Source organism: Acinetobacter sp. CY81 (assembly GCF_059515925.1).
This window is the reverse complement of sequence record NZ_JCAKNC010000005.1, coordinates 1-15,251: the sequence shown is the minus strand read 5'-3', so window position 1 is coordinate 15,251 and position 15,251 is coordinate 1. Positions and strand designations below refer to the sequence as shown.

16 protein-coding genes are annotated in these 15,251 nt (G+C 37.2%); 7 read left to right on the top strand and 9 right to left on the bottom strand.

Annotated features, from left to right (window positions below; genetic code table 11):
- Window positions 1-18: 18 nt before the first annotated feature.
- A complete protein-coding gene (gene tfpB / locus AC5YDM_RS07730; RefSeq protein ID WP_496151543.1) occupies window positions 19-1,776 on the bottom strand; it encodes a type IV pilus assembly ATPase TfpB in 1,758 nt (585 codons plus the stop codon).
- Window positions 1,777-1,949: 173 nt separating this feature from the next.
- Between tfpB and AC5YDM_RS07725 the strand changes: the two genes are divergently transcribed.
- Window positions 1,950-2,942: a hypothetical protein gene (locus AC5YDM_RS07725; protein WP_496151542.1), complete on the top strand. Its 993-nt coding sequence runs from the start codon at window positions 1,950-1,952 to the stop codon at window positions 2,940-2,942.
- Between the two features lie 78 nt (window positions 2,943-3,020).
- Here AC5YDM_RS07725 and AC5YDM_RS07720 read toward each other — a convergent pair whose 3' ends face one another.
- Window positions 3,021-4,334 (bottom strand): OprD family outer membrane porin, encoded by a 1,314-nt coding sequence (locus AC5YDM_RS07720; protein WP_496151541.1) that lies wholly within the window; start codon window positions 4,332-4,334, stop codon window positions 3,021-3,023.
- A gap of 149 nt (window positions 4,335-4,483) precedes the next feature.
- A complete protein-coding gene (gene tsaA, locus AC5YDM_RS07715) occupies window positions 4,484-5,206 on the bottom strand; it encodes a tRNA (N6-threonylcarbamoyladenosine(37)-N6)-methyltransferase TrmO (RefSeq protein WP_496151540.1) in 723 nt (240 codons plus the stop codon).
- A gap of 105 nt (window positions 5,207-5,311) precedes the next feature.
- On the opposite strand from tsaA, the gene AC5YDM_RS07710 reads away from it, so the two are divergent.
- Together AC5YDM_RS07710 and AC5YDM_RS07705 are read left to right on the top strand one after the other, a co-directional pair.
- A complete protein-coding gene (locus tag AC5YDM_RS07710; RefSeq protein WP_496151539.1) occupies window positions 5,312-6,091 on the top strand; it encodes a ferredoxin--NADP reductase in 780 nt (259 codons plus the stop codon).
- An 82-nt stretch (window positions 6,092-6,173) separates the two neighbouring features.
- Window positions 6,174-6,713, top strand: a complete 540-nt coding sequence (locus AC5YDM_RS07705) for a hypothetical protein (RefSeq protein ID WP_496151538.1) — start codon at window positions 6,174-6,176, stop codon at window positions 6,711-6,713.
- A gap of 86 nt (window positions 6,714-6,799) precedes the next feature.
- On the opposite strand, the gene AC5YDM_RS07700 is transcribed toward AC5YDM_RS07705, so the two are convergent.
- The 3 genes from AC5YDM_RS07700 to AC5YDM_RS07690 form a co-directional block, all read right to left on the bottom strand.
- On the bottom strand, window positions 6,800-6,982 hold the full coding sequence (locus AC5YDM_RS07700) for a hypothetical protein (protein WP_496151537.1): 183 nt from the start codon (window positions 6,980-6,982) through the stop codon (window positions 6,800-6,802).
- A 20-nt stretch (window positions 6,983-7,002) separates the two neighbouring features.
- Entirely contained in the window at window positions 7,003-7,251 is a 249-nt protein-coding gene (locus AC5YDM_RS07695; RefSeq protein WP_496151536.1) for a hypothetical protein, read from the bottom strand.
- A gap of 117 nt (window positions 7,252-7,368) precedes the next feature.
- On the bottom strand, window positions 7,369-8,022 hold the full coding sequence (locus tag AC5YDM_RS07690; protein WP_496151535.1) for a cation efflux transmembrane domain-containing protein: 654 nt from the start codon (window positions 8,020-8,022) through the stop codon (window positions 7,369-7,371).
- Between the two features lie 77 nt (window positions 8,023-8,099).
- Here AC5YDM_RS07690 and AC5YDM_RS07685 point away from each other — a divergent pair, with 77 nt between their 5' ends.
- From AC5YDM_RS07685 to AC5YDM_RS07675, 3 genes are all read left to right on the top strand, one after another.
- Complete coding sequence (locus AC5YDM_RS07685; RefSeq protein ID WP_496151534.1) at window positions 8,100-8,501, top strand: MerR family DNA-binding protein; 402 nt, start codon at window positions 8,100-8,102, stop codon at window positions 8,499-8,501.
- An 89-nt stretch (window positions 8,502-8,590) separates the two neighbouring features.
- The gene (trhP, locus tag AC5YDM_RS07680; protein ID WP_496151533.1) at window positions 8,591-9,982 is read left to right on the top strand and encodes a prephenate-dependent tRNA uridine(34) hydroxylase TrhP; all 1,392 of its coding nucleotides are present in this window, start codon (window positions 8,591-8,593) and stop codon (window positions 9,980-9,982) included.
- 10 nt (window positions 9,983-9,992) lie between these two features.
- A complete protein-coding gene (locus AC5YDM_RS07675) occupies window positions 9,993-10,247 on the top strand; it encodes a YfhL family 4Fe-4S dicluster ferredoxin (RefSeq protein WP_496151532.1) in 255 nt (84 codons plus the stop codon).
- Window positions 10,248-10,655: 408 nt separating this feature from the next.
- Here the strand turns inward: AC5YDM_RS07675 and AC5YDM_RS07670 are convergent, their stop codons facing one another.
- Together AC5YDM_RS07670 and AC5YDM_RS07665 are read right to left on the bottom strand one after the other, a co-directional pair.
- Window positions 10,656-11,579, bottom strand: coding sequence for a metal-dependent hydrolase (locus AC5YDM_RS07670; RefSeq protein WP_496151531.1), 924 nt, complete (start codon window positions 11,577-11,579; stop codon window positions 10,656-10,658).
- Window positions 11,580-11,813: 234 nt separating this feature from the next.
- Window positions 11,814-12,740: a LysR substrate-binding domain-containing protein gene (locus tag AC5YDM_RS07665; protein WP_496151530.1), complete on the bottom strand. Its 927-nt coding sequence runs from the start codon at window positions 12,738-12,740 to the stop codon at window positions 11,814-11,816.
- A 68-nt stretch (window positions 12,741-12,808) separates the two neighbouring features.
- Here AC5YDM_RS07665 and AC5YDM_RS07660 point away from each other — a divergent pair, with 68 nt between their 5' ends.
- Window positions 12,809-13,480 (top strand): FMN-dependent NADH-azoreductase, encoded by a 672-nt coding sequence (locus AC5YDM_RS07660; RefSeq protein ID WP_496151529.1) that lies wholly within the window; start codon window positions 12,809-12,811, stop codon window positions 13,478-13,480.
- Window positions 13,481-13,628: 148 nt separating this feature from the next.
- On the opposite strand, the gene ahpF is transcribed toward AC5YDM_RS07660, so the two are convergent.
- The gene (ahpF, locus tag AC5YDM_RS07655; protein ID WP_496151528.1) at window positions 13,629-15,194 is read right to left on the bottom strand and encodes an alkyl hydroperoxide reductase subunit F; all 1,566 of its coding nucleotides are present in this window, start codon (window positions 15,192-15,194) and stop codon (window positions 13,629-13,631) included.
- Window positions 15,195-15,251: the final 57 nt, after the last annotated feature.

Here is a 15,251-nt window from a genome sequence, read left to right as displayed (position 1 = left end):
GGCGCATTTTTTATCCTCTTAATTTAATGGCACAACCCTTAATACTTCTTCTAACGTCGTTTGACCCGCTAGAATTTTGCGCGCACCTGCGATTCGAAGCGGTTCAACCCCTTCTTTCTTCGCCTGTTGACGGAGCTGATCTAAAGTCGCATTTGAACTAATTTTTTGCTTGGTATCTAAGGTAATCGGCATAAATTCATAAATACCGACACGTCCTTTGTAGCCTGTATGTCGACAAGCTTCACAACCCTTAGCTTGATAGATTTGACTTGGCATTTCCATGACATAATCAAAGGTTAAATGCTCCCATTGCTGAGCATCAATATTGCCCATTTCCTTACAATGTGGACAAAGCTGACGAACTAAGCGCTGTGCCAATATACCTAGAATAGTTGCTGAGGTTAAAAACGGCTGCACACCTAAATCATGGAGTCGTGTCAAACTTGAAGGTGCATCATTGGTATGTAAAGTCGATAGAACCAAGTGACCTGTCAATGCGGCCTGAATCGCCATATTGGCTGTATCTTGATCACGAATCTCACCCACCATGATAATGTCAGGGTCTTGACGCATGAGGCAACGCACACCATCAGCAAAGCCTAAATCAATGCCTTGATTGACCTGCATCTGATTAAAGCTCGGTTCAATCATTTCAATCGGATCTTCAATGGTACAAACATTGACCTGTTCCGTTGCCAATTGCTTTAAAGAAGAATACAGCGTGGTGGTTTTACCTGAACCAGTTGGACCAGTCACCAAAATAATGCCATGACTGTGTTTAGTGACTTCATTCCATTGATTCAATAATTTATCGCCAAAGCCTAACTGTTTAAAGCTTCGAACTAAAACTTCAGGGTCAAAAATACGCATCACTAACTTTTCACCAAAAGCAGTTGGTAGGGTTGATAGACGAAGTTCTGTCTCTTGCCCTTTTGGTGTACGTGTTTTTAGACGACCATCTTGCGGACGGCGTTTTTCCGCGACATTCATACGACCTAAAATTTTAATTCGTGAAATCACCGCAGTCAGTGTATTTGCAGGCATGTTGTAAATCGTATGCAACACCCCATCGATACGAAAACGTACTTTGCCCTTCTCTTTACGCGGTTCAAGGTGAATATCACTCGCACCTTGTTCAAAAGCAAATTGCAGTACCCAATCCACCAGTTTAACGATGTGTTGATCATTGGCATCAGGGTTTTGGGTATCACCTAATTGTAATAAAGCTTCTACGCCTCTATTTTCACGGTCATAAGCAGATGAGTTTTGAGATGAATTGACCGCACGGCTGACTTGATAATATTCAATCAGATAGCGCTGTAATTGTTCAGGGCTGAGCAAAACTTTTTCAATTTTTTTAGGGCTTAAACTTTGTTGAAGGTTGTTCAACCAATCCCCGATATAAGGTTGATCTGTCCCAATCAATACTTTATCAGCCGTTACTTCGACAGCCAGAATCTTATTTTTAACCGCGAACTCTTGTGACATAACTGCGGTTAAAGCTGCAACATCCGCTTTTAATGGATCAATGACATAAAGAGGAATATTGGTTTTATGCGCTAACCATTGGCACAATACAGATAAAGTTAAACGCTTCTCAGGTTGAGTCTGATCACTTAAATTAAAATGACAAATCCATTGTAATGGATGCCATTTCAATTGTTCTCTTTGACGATGCGTGGTTTGAACTAATAATTTATCGCGTTCAGAAATACGTCCATCTCGATGTAATTGTTCTAAACACCATGTTGTATCTATTTCAAAATTAAAGTTCATTTTTATATCCTGATCCATCAAATAATGATAACAGAAATTGTATTTATGAACTCCATATGAACTTTCTAATAATCCATCAAAAATGATTAAAGCAATGGATTCATTGATTTATTTTAAAATATTACTATACTGACTTTTTATTAAAACTAACCAACAAAATAATAGGTCTTTTAATGATAATAAAAAAATTATCGGTTGTAATTTGTACCAGTTTAATGCTTGGTGCATGTGGTGGTGGCTCTTCAGAATCAACTTCGACAAATACCAATCAGTCACAGCCATCTGATCAAACTTGGACTTCATTTGGAATAAACTCATACACAAGCAATCCTAAACTTAATTATTTAACGGTTACTAGAGTAATAAAGCAAGGCAATGAATATTACAAAATTAATGCCCTCACAAATCAGCCCACGGAAACGTATATCACCACAAATGGGGTATATGAACATGGACCGATAACAAATGATGGACGACTCACAGGTAAAATAAATAAGACCGACACGACTATTGAACGATTTCCATATTCTGAAATTGGGTCATCAGGTTTAAAATTTACATCAAAGATCAAAACACTTAATGTTTCAGGAAAAAATATAGCAGAGACACTTCATCCTTATCATTACTATGCTGCGAAATACAATGCTGAACACACTAAGGGCATCAACCAAGCGTATCTGATATTGTCCAATTTCACATTTCCTGAAAATTCTGTTTGCTATCGTAAGACACATGAAATGGCCAATGAAAATTATCTACAGCTATTCCAGCCACCGATAGACGTAGATTCAGAACAATACGCTCAGTCTTTGAAGGATTCATGGGATGCTCATACTTTAGATTCTGAATTTTCACGGTTGTTTTTCAAAAACACAGAAGCATATATACATCGTATATATGATGGTGGAGTGGCTTTGCATCAAGGTCAACATAAACCTGCTCAATACTTCACCCTCGCTAAAATGGCTGAAAACTTTGCAGTTCCACAAGATATGAAAAATAATTCTTCTATCGATGTATTCAAAACATATATTTCAACGGATCAAGATAAAGTTGATGCCCTGATCAACTCACTCGAAAACTCTTGTGACTACTTCAATGAAACGGCATCAAAAGCTCTTCATAAAGCATTGGAAGAAACGCAATTACAGCTTCATCCGCAATAATCTTGACACTAAATATCTTTTAATACTATGAATAGATTGTTGCCTAAACAATCTATTCTTAACTCACCTATTTTCAAACTAAAAACTATATTTCAAACCCAAACGATTTTGGATAAATACATCGTCATAACGTGGTGAAGTCACTACACCAAAGAAGTTTGCAATGCTCCACCCCTTCAATCCACCATCGAAATTATATATCCCATAAATCACATATTCAGACTGGTTTAAATTCTTCACATCTTCGGCTTCTGCTAAATGCATAAATGAATAATTCGCCCCTACATAGGTTTGATCATTTAAATTTCCTTCAATGGACAGCATCGCGGCATGACCTGCCCCTAAGTCCTGAGTACTGGTAAAGAAAGGTTGTGCAAAATAAGGACCTGAAGCGGTATAAATCATATAAGGAGTAAACAGTGCACCGTTTAAATAACTGTCTTCATTCGCTTTGATATAGTTATAAGCCGTTTTAAAGGTCATGCCATTCAAAACTTTAAGCGCTAAGGAAATCCCTACCCCTTGATGATCTGTATTGCCCGCTAGTTCTTTACCTTGCGATTCCGACCACATGGCTTGTATACCCAAATCAGGCTGATAAGGTAGATCTTCCCATTGTAGATGTGCCTCAAGATAAGCCAAACGGTTGTAATCGGTATAGGATTGATACCATGCTTGAGTTTTGAGTTTCTGATCTGCAAAATCAAAACTTTTAGCAGCTCCAATAGACCACATACCGTCGGTTTCAATTTCTGAACTATAGCGCGATTTTTTTTCAAATTGATCATCTGCATAACTTTTAAATCGATCAACCCATGTTGCCCGAACATAATCATTCTCAGTGCCATATTGCACATCAGCCGCACGAAATAAAGGTGGCATCACTCGCCAATCATAATGACCAACAAATGGTACATCTAAAGACTGTTGCCCTAGACGAATCTTCCAATCCGCATTGCGCCAATCTATATACGCTTCCGCCAATCCATCTTTATCTTGAGAGAGTTCCGTGACTTCAGCTTTATTGGGATCTTTGTCATCTAAACGCCATTGCCCTGCATAACTAATCCCTGCTGATAATCCAGCTATTGGTTGAGTTTCATATTTTATGAAACCACCTGTGGTAATGGTGTCTTGATTCAAATCAGGGACAAAATAAGCATTGTGCGTTGAATAATAAAGCGTATTCAGTCGTCCTGAAATTTTCCCACACAAGAAGACATTTTCTAGGCTTTCAGATTGACATTGCGTTGTCGAATTTAACGCAAGTGAATTTTGAGTAATGGGATTTGATGTTGTTGAATTTAAAATGTCTTTCACCACAACTTCTGCCTGCACGACTGAAATAGCAAATATCCCCACACAAATACCAATATATTTAATCAATTTCATTCTCGATTTATACAAGCGGTTTTATTTTTTATACCTAAAAATAAATTATCGATTCAGTTCTAAATATGCAATATATTTATTTAAAATATAATAACTTAGATAAATAATTGCATACTCAATCACATTTCATCTAATCACATATATTTGAGTTAAATCATTTCAGGAGCAATTTCGATAATCTGAACGTATTCAGTATTTACAGTGAATTTAATATTCAAATCTGCAAATAGCATTCCATATACTCTTGTTTCATCCTGTTGATATGCAGGACGTGGGTCGAGTGAAAGAACTTGTTCAAGTTCATCAATGGTTTGCTGCTTCAATTGCTTCATTTGTATAAACGATTGCTGTTGCGAGAATGCTTGCTCAGACCAAATCACCTGTTTTCGAATCGGCTGTTCTTGGGCATAACCACTTTGTGCATCTACAACTGCATCTGAATACTGTATATAAGGTTTAATGTCTAAGATCGGCGTGCCATCTAACAAATCACTTCCTGTTACATATACGTGTACCGATTTACCCACTTTTTTAACGTCTTTAAGTTGAACCACGGACAAACCCATAGGTGATGGTCGGTACATACTTCTTGTTGCAAACACACCAATTTTCTTATTTCCACCGAGACGTGGTGGTCGTACTTGTGGGCGAAATTGAGGGCTATCTTGCTGATTTTTATTTTCATGAAATTGCCAAATGAGCCAAAGATGACTGAATTCCTCAATGCCCTCAAAAGCCAATAAATCGTTATAAGGCTCAACCATTTCAATATACGATTCCACTTGAACCAAGTTCGGTTGACGTGGAATTCCAAACTTTTCACGGTAAGGCGATTTCATATACCCGATTATTGGCATTTTCACTTCAGTCATAATCACTTTTTCTGATAAGCTCAATTAAATATATTCAGTTTATCGAGAATGATTTTAGATTAGAATAGTAAGCTGTTCTAATTTGATAATTTATTGAGACCTTTAATGGCTGCTTTCAACGTCGAAAAGATTACTCACGTTCACCACTGGAATGACACTTTATTCAGTTTTAAAACGACTCGTGACACTGCACTACGTTTTAAAAATGGTCAATTTGTGATGATTGGTCTTGAAGTCAATGGTAAGCCTTTAATGCGCGCGTATTCGATCGCTAGCGCTAACTACGAAGAAGAACTTGAATTCTTCTCAATTAAAGTTCCAGATGGTCCTTTAACTTCGATCTTACAAAAAGTAAAAGTGGGCGATGACATCTTAGTTTCTAAAAAACCGACAGGTACTTTAGTTCTTGATGATTTAAACCCAGGTAAAAACTTGTACCTTCTTTCTTCTGGTACTGGTCTTGCACCGTTCCTTTCTACGATTCGTGACCCTGAAACTTACGAACGTTTTGAAAAAATTATCGTGGTTCACGGTACCCGTTTTGTTTCTGAGTTGGCGTATCAAGACCTGATTGAAAATGAAATTCCAAATCATGAGTTCTTTGGTGAACTCGGTGCTAAAGAAAAATTAGTTTACTACCCAACAGTAACTCGTGAAGAATTCCACACTCAAGGTCGTGTAACGACTGCGATTGAATCAGGTGACTTGTTCGAGAAGATTGGTCTTCCACGTTTCAACCCTGAAACTGACCGTGCAATGCTTTGCGGTAGCCCTGCTTTCCTTGATGACGTTGCTGCACTTCTTGACCAACACGGTTTGAAAGAATCTCCAAAAATGGGCGTTCTAGGCGATTATGTGATTGAACGTGCATTCGTTGAAAAATAAAATTTTCATCTGATGAAAAAATCCGAGCTATTTAGCTCGGTTTTTTTATAATAGTGAACACAATCATAATAAATAGAAAAATATGAAAATAGTATGCGGTCTTATTCTTTCGTTTTTGATTTCAATCTACGTTATTACTTCTTTACCTGCTGTAAAATCTTATTTTTTCAAAGCGCGTCACCCTGAGTATGTACAAATCAAAAATTTTGAAATGACTGAAATCGGCGCAGGTTGCTATAAACAATCTAGAAAGGCTTTTTACCGTAAAGTCTTAGTTGATATGGAATTCAACTATAATTTTGAAAATAAAAAAATTTATAAGATTAAAAATGATTTTTTCAACACATATAAATTCATTTATTTAGAATCCTGTGACAATCTAAAAATCAAAACTGTTGAAAATTTAACATCAATGATTAAAAACCATCAAATCGAACTCTGGGTAAATCCAAAGAATTTAGATCAGTATAAGTTTCTTAAAATTCAAAGTACGCCAGATTTAAGAACATCCATTTTTGGAATTCTTGTATATTTCAGTTTGAATATCATTTTTTCACCCCTTATTCTTCTCATTATTCTTCCCTTTTTCCATGTAGGCTCTTCAGAAAAAGAACAAAATTAATTAACTGTCTCTCCTTAAAAATAAAACCGAGCGCTTTGGATTTTTAAATCTTAAAGGATCGCTCGGTCTTAAACTTAAATGTCGAATTAACGCGTACGACCTTCTTGATTTGCAGAACCTGAACACCCTGCGCCACCACCAATCATAAAGCCACGTTCAGCTTTACATGAACCAATCATTTTTCCATGTGAATCATAGGTTGTAACAGTCGATGCGCAACCAGTTAAAATAATAGCTGTTAATACCGTGAATAAAGCTGAAATTTTCATATTTCCCCCTAAAATAAAAATTAACGAATCGAAATCGAAGATGCATCTGGTGGTGTTTCAAGTAGTCCTGTCGCACTATTTACGGCGTTATAATCAACTTGAACACCATTGCCATGACCATGACACGTTGCTGTTGCAGTAGACAATAAACCACGTGTCGCTTTACACGAACCCAAAACTTGACCAGAAGCATCATAAGTTACTGCGATAGAGGAACATCCCGATAAAATAATTACCGCCCCCACAGATAAAATTTTAAATAATTTCATCAAACACCCAATAATTTAAAAATAAAAGCTTTTAAAAATCTTTAGCTTATTTTAAATTTTATAAAATTCAGTGCATGATGTACATCATCCTAAAGGATAGTCTTCACATAATAATTATTATTTAGACTCACCGCATGTTTGCTCAATATTTTGCTTTGCACTCTCAGATTGTCTCTCTTTCAATGATTGTTTAATCACCTGATATCCACCCGTTAAACCTAGCACTGCCATAATCGTTGCAACGATTAAGTCCGGTAACATACTCCCTGTACCAAAGACACCAATGGCAGCACAAATCACAGCGATGTTCCCAATAGCATCGTTACGACTACAGAGCCATACTGACTTCATATTTGAGTCTCCATCTCTAAAAGTATAAAGCACCACTGCACATACCACATTTGCAATCAAAGCCAATATACCAATTGCCCCCATGGTTATCGCCTCAGGAGGAATACCAAGACTATATGCATAAATTACTTTCGCAATGACAACCAAACCAAATGTCGCCATCACAATACCTTTAATCAATGCTACGGTTGCGCGCCAATATAAACTCGCCCCTAAAACGGCAAGTGAAACTCCATAGTTCACAGCATCACCGAAAAAGTCTAAAGCATCTGCCCAAAGTGCTGAAGAATGTGCATATGCTCCACCAATCATCTCTACAAAGAACATTGCGATGTTGATCCATAATGCAATCCAAAGCGCTTTTCTAAACTTACTGTTGGGTTTCATTGGTGCAGGTTCATGACTACAAGTACATGCCATAATTGACCTCTTTTTAAATGAGCTAAATTGTATTAAGCTTATTCAAAACTATGGAGTAACTCCAAGGTCAACTCAAAATGAAAAAATATTATTTAATTAAAGATTTGGCTACTTTAAGTGGATTGAGTACGGATACCATTCGATTTTACGAAAAGCGAAAACTACTCCATCCAAGCTTTCGTGGTGATAATAATTATCGCTATTATGATGAAAATATACTCAAACGAATTATTTTTATTAAACGTTGTCGATCCTTAGATTTGAGTTTAAATGAAATCGAACGATTGATCGAATTGGAGCAAAACCCTCAACAAAGTTGTCATGAAGTAAACAATATGATTGATCTACACATTCAACAAACCACTGATAAAATTAAAGAATTAAAAAATTTCAAGACTCAACTTCAATCACTTCGCTCTTCATGTAATCAATCCAATCAAATCATGGATTGTGAAATTTTAAAGCGCCTAGAAGCTTGAAATAATTCAAATCCCAACCAATTTACTAGGTTGAATCATTTTTTTTGTTCCCTACAATAAAGCCATAAATTTTATATGCCTTTATTGAAATGACCATTTCACACGTCACTGAGCTTTTATCACCTGCGGGTTCGCTTAAAAATATGCGCTATGCGTTTGCCTATGGTGCAGATGCAGTATATGCAGGACAACCACGCTATAGCTTACGTGTTCGCAACAATGAATTTGATCATGACAATTTAGCCATTGGTATTCAAGAAGCCCATGATTTAGGCAAAAAATTCTATGTGGTTGTGAATATTCAACCGCACAATTCAAAACTCAAAAATTTCATTCGTGACTTAGCACCTGTTGTTGCCATGCAACCCGATGCACTAATCATGTCTGACCCTGGTTTGATCATGATGGTTCGTGAACATTTCCCTCAGATGGATGTTCACCTCTCCGTTCAGGCCAATGCGGTGAATTGGGCAACAGTAAAGTTTTGGAAAAACATGGGACTGACGCGTGTCATTTTGTCTCGTGAACTTTCAATCGATGAAATTGAAGAAATTAAAAACCAAGTTCCAGATATGGAAATTGAAGTTTTTGTTCATGGTGCGCTGTGCATGGCATACTCAGGTCGTTGTATGCTCTCAGGCTATATGAATAAACGCGATGCCAACCAAGGTGCTTGTACCAATGCATGCCGTTGGGAATATAAAGTTTTAAATGCAAAAGAAGATGCAACGGGTGATGTTATTCCTGTTCAAAATCTCGAATCAAATTGTTGCTCAAAAGATGCTGATGAAATGCACATGCAACAACAGCATCAATTTGATCAGCCAGTGTTATTACAACGTAATAACGAAGATATGTTTGCCGCAGAAGAAGATGAACACGGTACATATTTTATGAACTCAAAAGATCTACGTGCAGTTCAGCATGTGGATCGTTTAACAAAAGCAGGCGTGCATTCGCTTAAAATTGAAGGTCGTACCAAATCCTATTTCTATTGTGCACGTACTGCACAAATCTACCGTAAAGCCATTGATGATGCTTTAGCAGGTAAAAGTTTTGATCCAGCACTCATGACCCAACTTGAAGGCTTAGCCAACCGTGGTTATACCGAAGGTTTCCTACGTCGTCATATACATAGCGAATATCAAAACTATGAACATGGATCTTCAAATTTTGATCATCAAATCTTTTGTGGTGAAGTTATAGAACGCCAAGGCAATTACATCAAAATTGATGTGAAAAACCGCTTTGTTGTCGGCGATTCTTTAGAGCTCATGACAACGTCGGGAAATATTACGTTTACATTAACTGAGATTAAAGACAAAAAAGGCAACTTGATTGAAGATGCCAAAGGTTCAGGACATATCGTTGACATTCCTGTTCCTGCGGATGTTGATATGAGTTTTGCCCTTCTTATTCGCAATTTACCAAATTCTACTGCTGATATTTCAGCGTCGTCTTTGGCTTATCAAGCAGTCTAGGATTTTAAAAATGGCTTTATTGATTAATGACAAATGCATCAATTGCGATATGTGTGTCGCTGAATGTCCCAATCAAGCCATTTTTGAAGGTGAAAAGATTTATGAAATTGATGTAAATCGTTGTACCGAGTGTGTCGGGTTTTATGAGCACCAAACTTGTGTCGATGTCTGTCCAATTGAGTGCATTATTCAACATCCTGAGCATGTTGAAAGTAAAGATCAACTACTTGAAAAGTTCAAATCATTAAGTTTATTTGGCTCATAGTCACTTTTTAACAGGTAGCGAACCGAATACGATTAATTAAGCACCATTTAAAACAGGAAACATTGAGATTTCAGGATTTAGGAATAGTTATTGCTTTAAGAGATAACAAATTTAAATAAAGCTCACATTCAAGGCAACTGTGAGTAAATGGAAAATGAAAGTGCGTGGGGACACTTTCGTTTACTAACAACAATAAGAACAGGAACTGGGATACAGCGACCCAAGTTCCTGCAAAATGAAAAAGAACAACAAGTAAAAGCTTAGAAAAAGGTCAGCGTACGTGGGGATACGCTGACCTTTTCTTTATCGATTCTAGTTAAGGTGAGTTTGACTGTGAACAATGGGTTCACTCATCGAAATTTAACAACCTACTTGATTGTCACCATATACTTATTTTTGAGTATGAAGTTAATGTCTCTTTTTAGCTGCATTGACTGCTGGTGAAACCTCAAAATAAGCCAAAGCTTGAGCCGTATTCCCTTCAGATTCAGGATGATAAGAAGGTGATAACCATCGAACAACCGACTTTGCTAAAAATGTAAATGTTGGTACATTGCCTGTTTTACGCCCTGTACGTTGTAGTTCCCATAAAATTCTAAATACACTGGATTTAGCCAATTTTTGCATTTCCTCTAAACTGTCTTGGCGAGCTAAACTTCGACCAATATCTGCCATGAGATACATAAATATAGGAAAAACACCTGCCATCAACACCTGACGAGAAATATAAAAACCGAGTTTGTTTTGTAATAAATGATGAAACAAATCAAATGCAACATTACGGTGTTCCACCTCTTCCGCCAAATGCCAACGGAATAAATCACTCATTTCAGGATCAGCATTATTTTTATCCCAACTTCCACTGTGATCTAAAGTCCACTGCCCGATTACACCTGTAAAATGTTCTACCGCTGCAATAATCCCAACCCGTGCAATCAACCAATTTGATTCAACCCATTTATTCTTAAACATTGAAAGATTAAACGGTTGATCTGCTAATAATTGTCCAAATATGGTTTCAGCAGTATTGATACCATGTTGCAGATCATAGGCATTTTCCTGCATAAATTTTTGCCCGACGATATGCGCACGTGCATGAATCGCTTCCTGTCGAATAAAAGCACGCACATCTTCTTCTAATGTTTTATCCGTAATTGACGGTAGCGCTTTATTGAACACACGACAAAACCAAAACTCACCCGCAGGCAAGAGCAAATTGATTGCATTATACGTATGTGATGAAAAAGGATCGTTTGGAATCCAATGAATTGAAGATTGACCAAAGTCAAAATCAACAGCGCGTGGGGTAATTTTAATTACTGGAGTATTCAAGCCCTGTACTCTTTATCTTTATTTTAGTTCCATACTAAACAGATTATTTGAGATGCAATTGGCTTAATTTTTTAAAAACAGCAAATAATGACCAACTTAAATGTAAACTGAAGCTCTTTTGAGGCAACCTATTGCTAACTTTGAAAGACGATAGGACTTGTTTTAAGGTGTTAAATAACAACTTACAATATAGCTTGTTCAAATCAGCTGTATCATTAAGGTGCTATTCATACTTCAAAAGGTATTCAATAATTTCCCTCTACACCATGCTTCGATTTTTAGAGTCAATTCATCCACATTGAGTGGGCTTACAAAATAATAATTTAAAGCTTCAAGGCTAAATGAAGATACCTGTACTAAACTTCCATTTTTAAGATAATGAGCAATGGCTACTTTACTCAGCAGCGCCACTCCCTGACCTGCTAATACTGCGCGTATGGCATGACCTTCTTCATTATAAAATACTTGCCTTTGAGCCGAATCAATTTGCATATCTTGCTGTTGATACCACTTCTGCCAATTGATCCGTTTCGGACAATATTCATCACCCCATGAAAAATGGATCAGTGGTACTGCATCCCATTGGATTTGATCATGTTGCAACGATGGATGACATACAGCGATATATTCGTCTTGTGCCAATAAGGTTGATCTTAAATCTTGATAACCTCCCATGCCATAACGAATTGCTAGATCATATTGCCCAGTCAGCATATTCACAGTTTCATAACTTGCATGAACTCTAAACATCACTTCAGGATAAAGACTTTGTAACTCTGGTAAATATGGGATCAGCCATTCAGTCGCATAAGTCGGGATCGTTGTAATCGTAAATAAGCGTTGTTTATGTGCCTGAAGTTGATCAACCGCTTGTTGAATCTGTGCAAAACCAGCCTGTACATGCTTAAGTAAAAACTCTCCCTCAGCAGTCAGCATAATTTTTCGAGTTCTTCTTTCAAATAATTTTAAATTTAAGAATATCTCTAGTTTTTTAACTCTATGACTAAGTGCCGTAGGTGTTAAATGCAAACGTTCTGCTGCTTTTTTAAAGCTTAAATTTTCTGCTACATATTGAAAAGCGAGTAACTGCTCAAGTGAATATTGAATTTGCATATTGGTTTTAATTTTGATAAATGAATTCAATTCACTTATAGCATGCATTTTAATCGTTTGTTATACGATGCACTTAATCCCATACTCGAAATGAAATTTTATTTGAGTAAAAGCATATGACAAATATTTTAAGAATTGATGCAAGCCCTCGTACTGGAATTGCGGGTCAAGTTCAGCATGGATCTCAAACGAGAAGACTGACTGAATTGTTTATAAATGATTGGATCTCTAAAAAACCTGATACCAAAATTAAGCACCGTGATGTAGGAAAAAATCCACCAAAGTTAATCGATGAACAATGGTTAATTTCTCAATTTGGTTATGCAAGTTCACAAGCTGAAGCACAACAAAATCTTGCATTAAGTGACCAACTTATTGAAGAACTTCACTGGGCTGATATTATTATTGTAGGTGTTCCTATGTATAATTTTGGTCCACCTGCTCATCTCAAGGCATATATTGATAATATTGTGCGTATTAATATAACCTATCGTTTTGATGAATCACTTTCTCAACCCTATATTGGATTATTAAATAACAATAAGGTCATGGTTATCTTATCATCACGAGGTGGTCATGATTTTGATGATCAAGCACCATTTAAAAACCATGTTGAACCATCTATTAAAACTGCTTTCAACTTCATAGGGATTCAGAAATTCCATGAAATCGCAATTGAATACCAAGAATATGGCGGCGATAGACTCGAAAAATCTATTCATCAAGCTGAATTTAAAGTAACTGAGTTAGTACAACAATTAATCCATAATAATAAAATTAATATATAGATACATCACATAAAAAAAGGAACTTGGATGTTAGCGTCCGAAGTTCCTGTAAATCGAGAATATCAAATTTAAATGATGACTCTTGAGCAGTGTTGCATGGTCAACATCCTTTAGATATTGACCATGCAGTTTGCCTATTGCGTGTATTTTACTGCCCAGAACGAATCATATAATCAAAAGCAGATAGAGAAGCCTTCGCACCTTCACCTGTAGCAATGATAATTTGCTTATAAGGAACAGTGGTACAGTCACCCGCAGCAAATACACCTTTCACATTGGTTTCGTTGCGATCATTAATCATAATCTCACCACGGTTAGTCAATTCAACATTTGAATCTTTTAAGAAATCCGTGTTTGGTAATAAACCAATCTGAACGAAGATCCCAGCCAACTCAACTGAATGCTCAACATCTGTTGCACGATCTTTGTATTTAAGTGCAGTCACTTGTTTACCATCACCCACAACTTCAGTCGATAACGCATTCTTGATCACTGTGGTATTCGGCAAGCTGTTCAATTTATCTTGAAGAACTTGGTCAGCACGAAGTTTCGTATCAAACTCAACCAAAGTAACATGCTCAACAATACCTGCAAGGTCAATTGCCGCTTCAACACCTGAGTTACCACCGCCAATCACAGCAACACGTTTGCCTTTAAACAATGGACCATCACAGTGCGGACAATAAGCAACACCACGAGTACGGTATTCAGCTTCACCCGGTACATTCATTTCTCTCCAACGTGCACCTGTAGACAGGATCACTGTTTTCGATTCAAGTTTTGCACCATTTTCCAAAGTCACTTCAACATTACCGTAAGTGGTTTGGTCTGCACCGACAATCGATTTAACACGTTGTAGGTTCATGATGTCGACACCATACTCACGTACATGTGCTTCCATTTCAGCAGCAAACTTAGGACCTTGAGTCTTTTGAACTGAGGTAAAGTTCTCAATATCCATGGTATCCATCACTTGACCGCCCATGCGCTCAGCCACGATACCTGTACGAATCCCTTTACGAGCAGCATAGATTGCAGCTGTATTCCCCGCAGGACCACCACCAATCACCAATACATCAAATGCTTCTTTGGCATTGAGCTTCTCAGCATCTTTAGCAGCAGAGTTGGTATCTAACTTGGCAATGATTTCTTCCAAAGTCATACGACCTTGACCAATGTGTTCACCGTCTTGGAATAACATTGGAACAGCCATGATTTTACGTTCTTCAACTTCGTCTTGGAAGAATGCACCATCAATCATCGTTGCAGTTGTGCCTGGGTTATTAATCGCGATCAAGTTTAATGCTTGAACCACGTCAGGACAGTTATGACAGCTTAAAGAAACAAATACGTCAAAGTTTGATTTGATACCTAAGTCTTTAATTTGAGCCAACACTTCATCAGATACTTTAGGTGCATAACCTGATACTTGTAACAATGCCAAGATCAAAGATGTGAACTCATGACCCATCGGTAAACCCGCAAAGTACACACGAGGTTCTTCACCCGCTTTCGCGATACCAAAACTTGGTGCACGGCTGTTTTTACCATCGAAACGTGCAGTCACTAGTGCAGACAACGCTGCCACTTCTTCAACCAATTCTTTAATTTGGTTTGATTTATCTGAACCATTTAAAGTTGCCACGATTTCGATTGGGCTTTCAAGGCGTTCAAGAAGTGTTTTTAATTGAGCTGAAGTATTTTGATCTAACATTGCTAACGTCTCCAAAGGAGTAAATGTTTATTTGATAAGGGAATCATAGCTAAATCT

What these genes read in the sequence shown, in the direction of transcription:
- tfpB (WP_496151543.1), bottom strand. Translation starts at nt 1,776, where the DNA reads ATGAACTTTAATTTTGAAATAGATACAACATGGTGTTTAGAACAATTA.
- AC5YDM_RS07725 (WP_496151542.1), top strand. Translation starts at nt 1,950, where the DNA reads ATGATAATAAAAAAATTATCGGTTGTAATTTGTACCAGTTTAATGCTT.
- AC5YDM_RS07720 (WP_496151541.1), bottom strand. Translation starts at nt 4,334, where the DNA reads ATGAAATTGATTAAATATATTGGTATTTGTGTGGGGATATTTGCTATT.
- tsaA (WP_496151540.1), bottom strand. Translation starts at nt 5,206, where the DNA reads ATGACTGAAGTGAAAATGCCAATAATCGGGTATATGAAATCGCCTTAC.
- AC5YDM_RS07710 (WP_496151539.1), top strand. Translation starts at nt 5,312, where the DNA reads ATGGCTGCTTTCAACGTCGAAAAGATTACTCACGTTCACCACTGGAAT.
- AC5YDM_RS07705 (WP_496151538.1), top strand. Translation starts at nt 6,174, where the DNA reads ATGAAAATAGTATGCGGTCTTATTCTTTCGTTTTTGATTTCAATCTAC.
- AC5YDM_RS07700 (WP_496151537.1), bottom strand. Translation starts at nt 6,982, where the DNA reads ATGAAAATTTCAGCTTTATTCACGGTATTAACAGCTATTATTTTAACT.
- AC5YDM_RS07695 (WP_496151536.1), bottom strand. Translation starts at nt 7,251, where the DNA reads ATGAAATTATTTAAAATTTTATCTGTGGGGGCGGTAATTATTTTATCG.
- AC5YDM_RS07690 (WP_496151535.1), bottom strand. Translation starts at nt 8,022, where the DNA reads ATGGCATGTACTTGTAGTCATGAACCTGCACCAATGAAACCCAACAGT.
- AC5YDM_RS07685 (WP_496151534.1), top strand. Translation starts at nt 8,100, where the DNA reads ATGAAAAAATATTATTTAATTAAAGATTTGGCTACTTTAAGTGGATTG.
- trhP (WP_496151533.1), top strand. Translation starts at nt 8,591, where the DNA reads ATGACCATTTCACACGTCACTGAGCTTTTATCACCTGCGGGTTCGCTT.
- AC5YDM_RS07675 (WP_496151532.1), top strand. Translation starts at nt 9,993, where the DNA reads ATGGCTTTATTGATTAATGACAAATGCATCAATTGCGATATGTGTGTC.
- AC5YDM_RS07665 (WP_496151530.1), bottom strand. Translation starts at nt 12,740, where the DNA reads ATGCATGCTATAAGTGAATTGAATTCATTTATCAAAATTAAAACCAAT.
- AC5YDM_RS07660 (WP_496151529.1), top strand. Translation starts at nt 12,809, where the DNA reads ATGACAAATATTTTAAGAATTGATGCAAGCCCTCGTACTGGAATTGCG.
- ahpF (WP_496151528.1), bottom strand. Translation starts at nt 15,194, where the DNA reads ATGTTAGATCAAAATACTTCAGCTCAATTAAAAACACTTCTTGAACGC.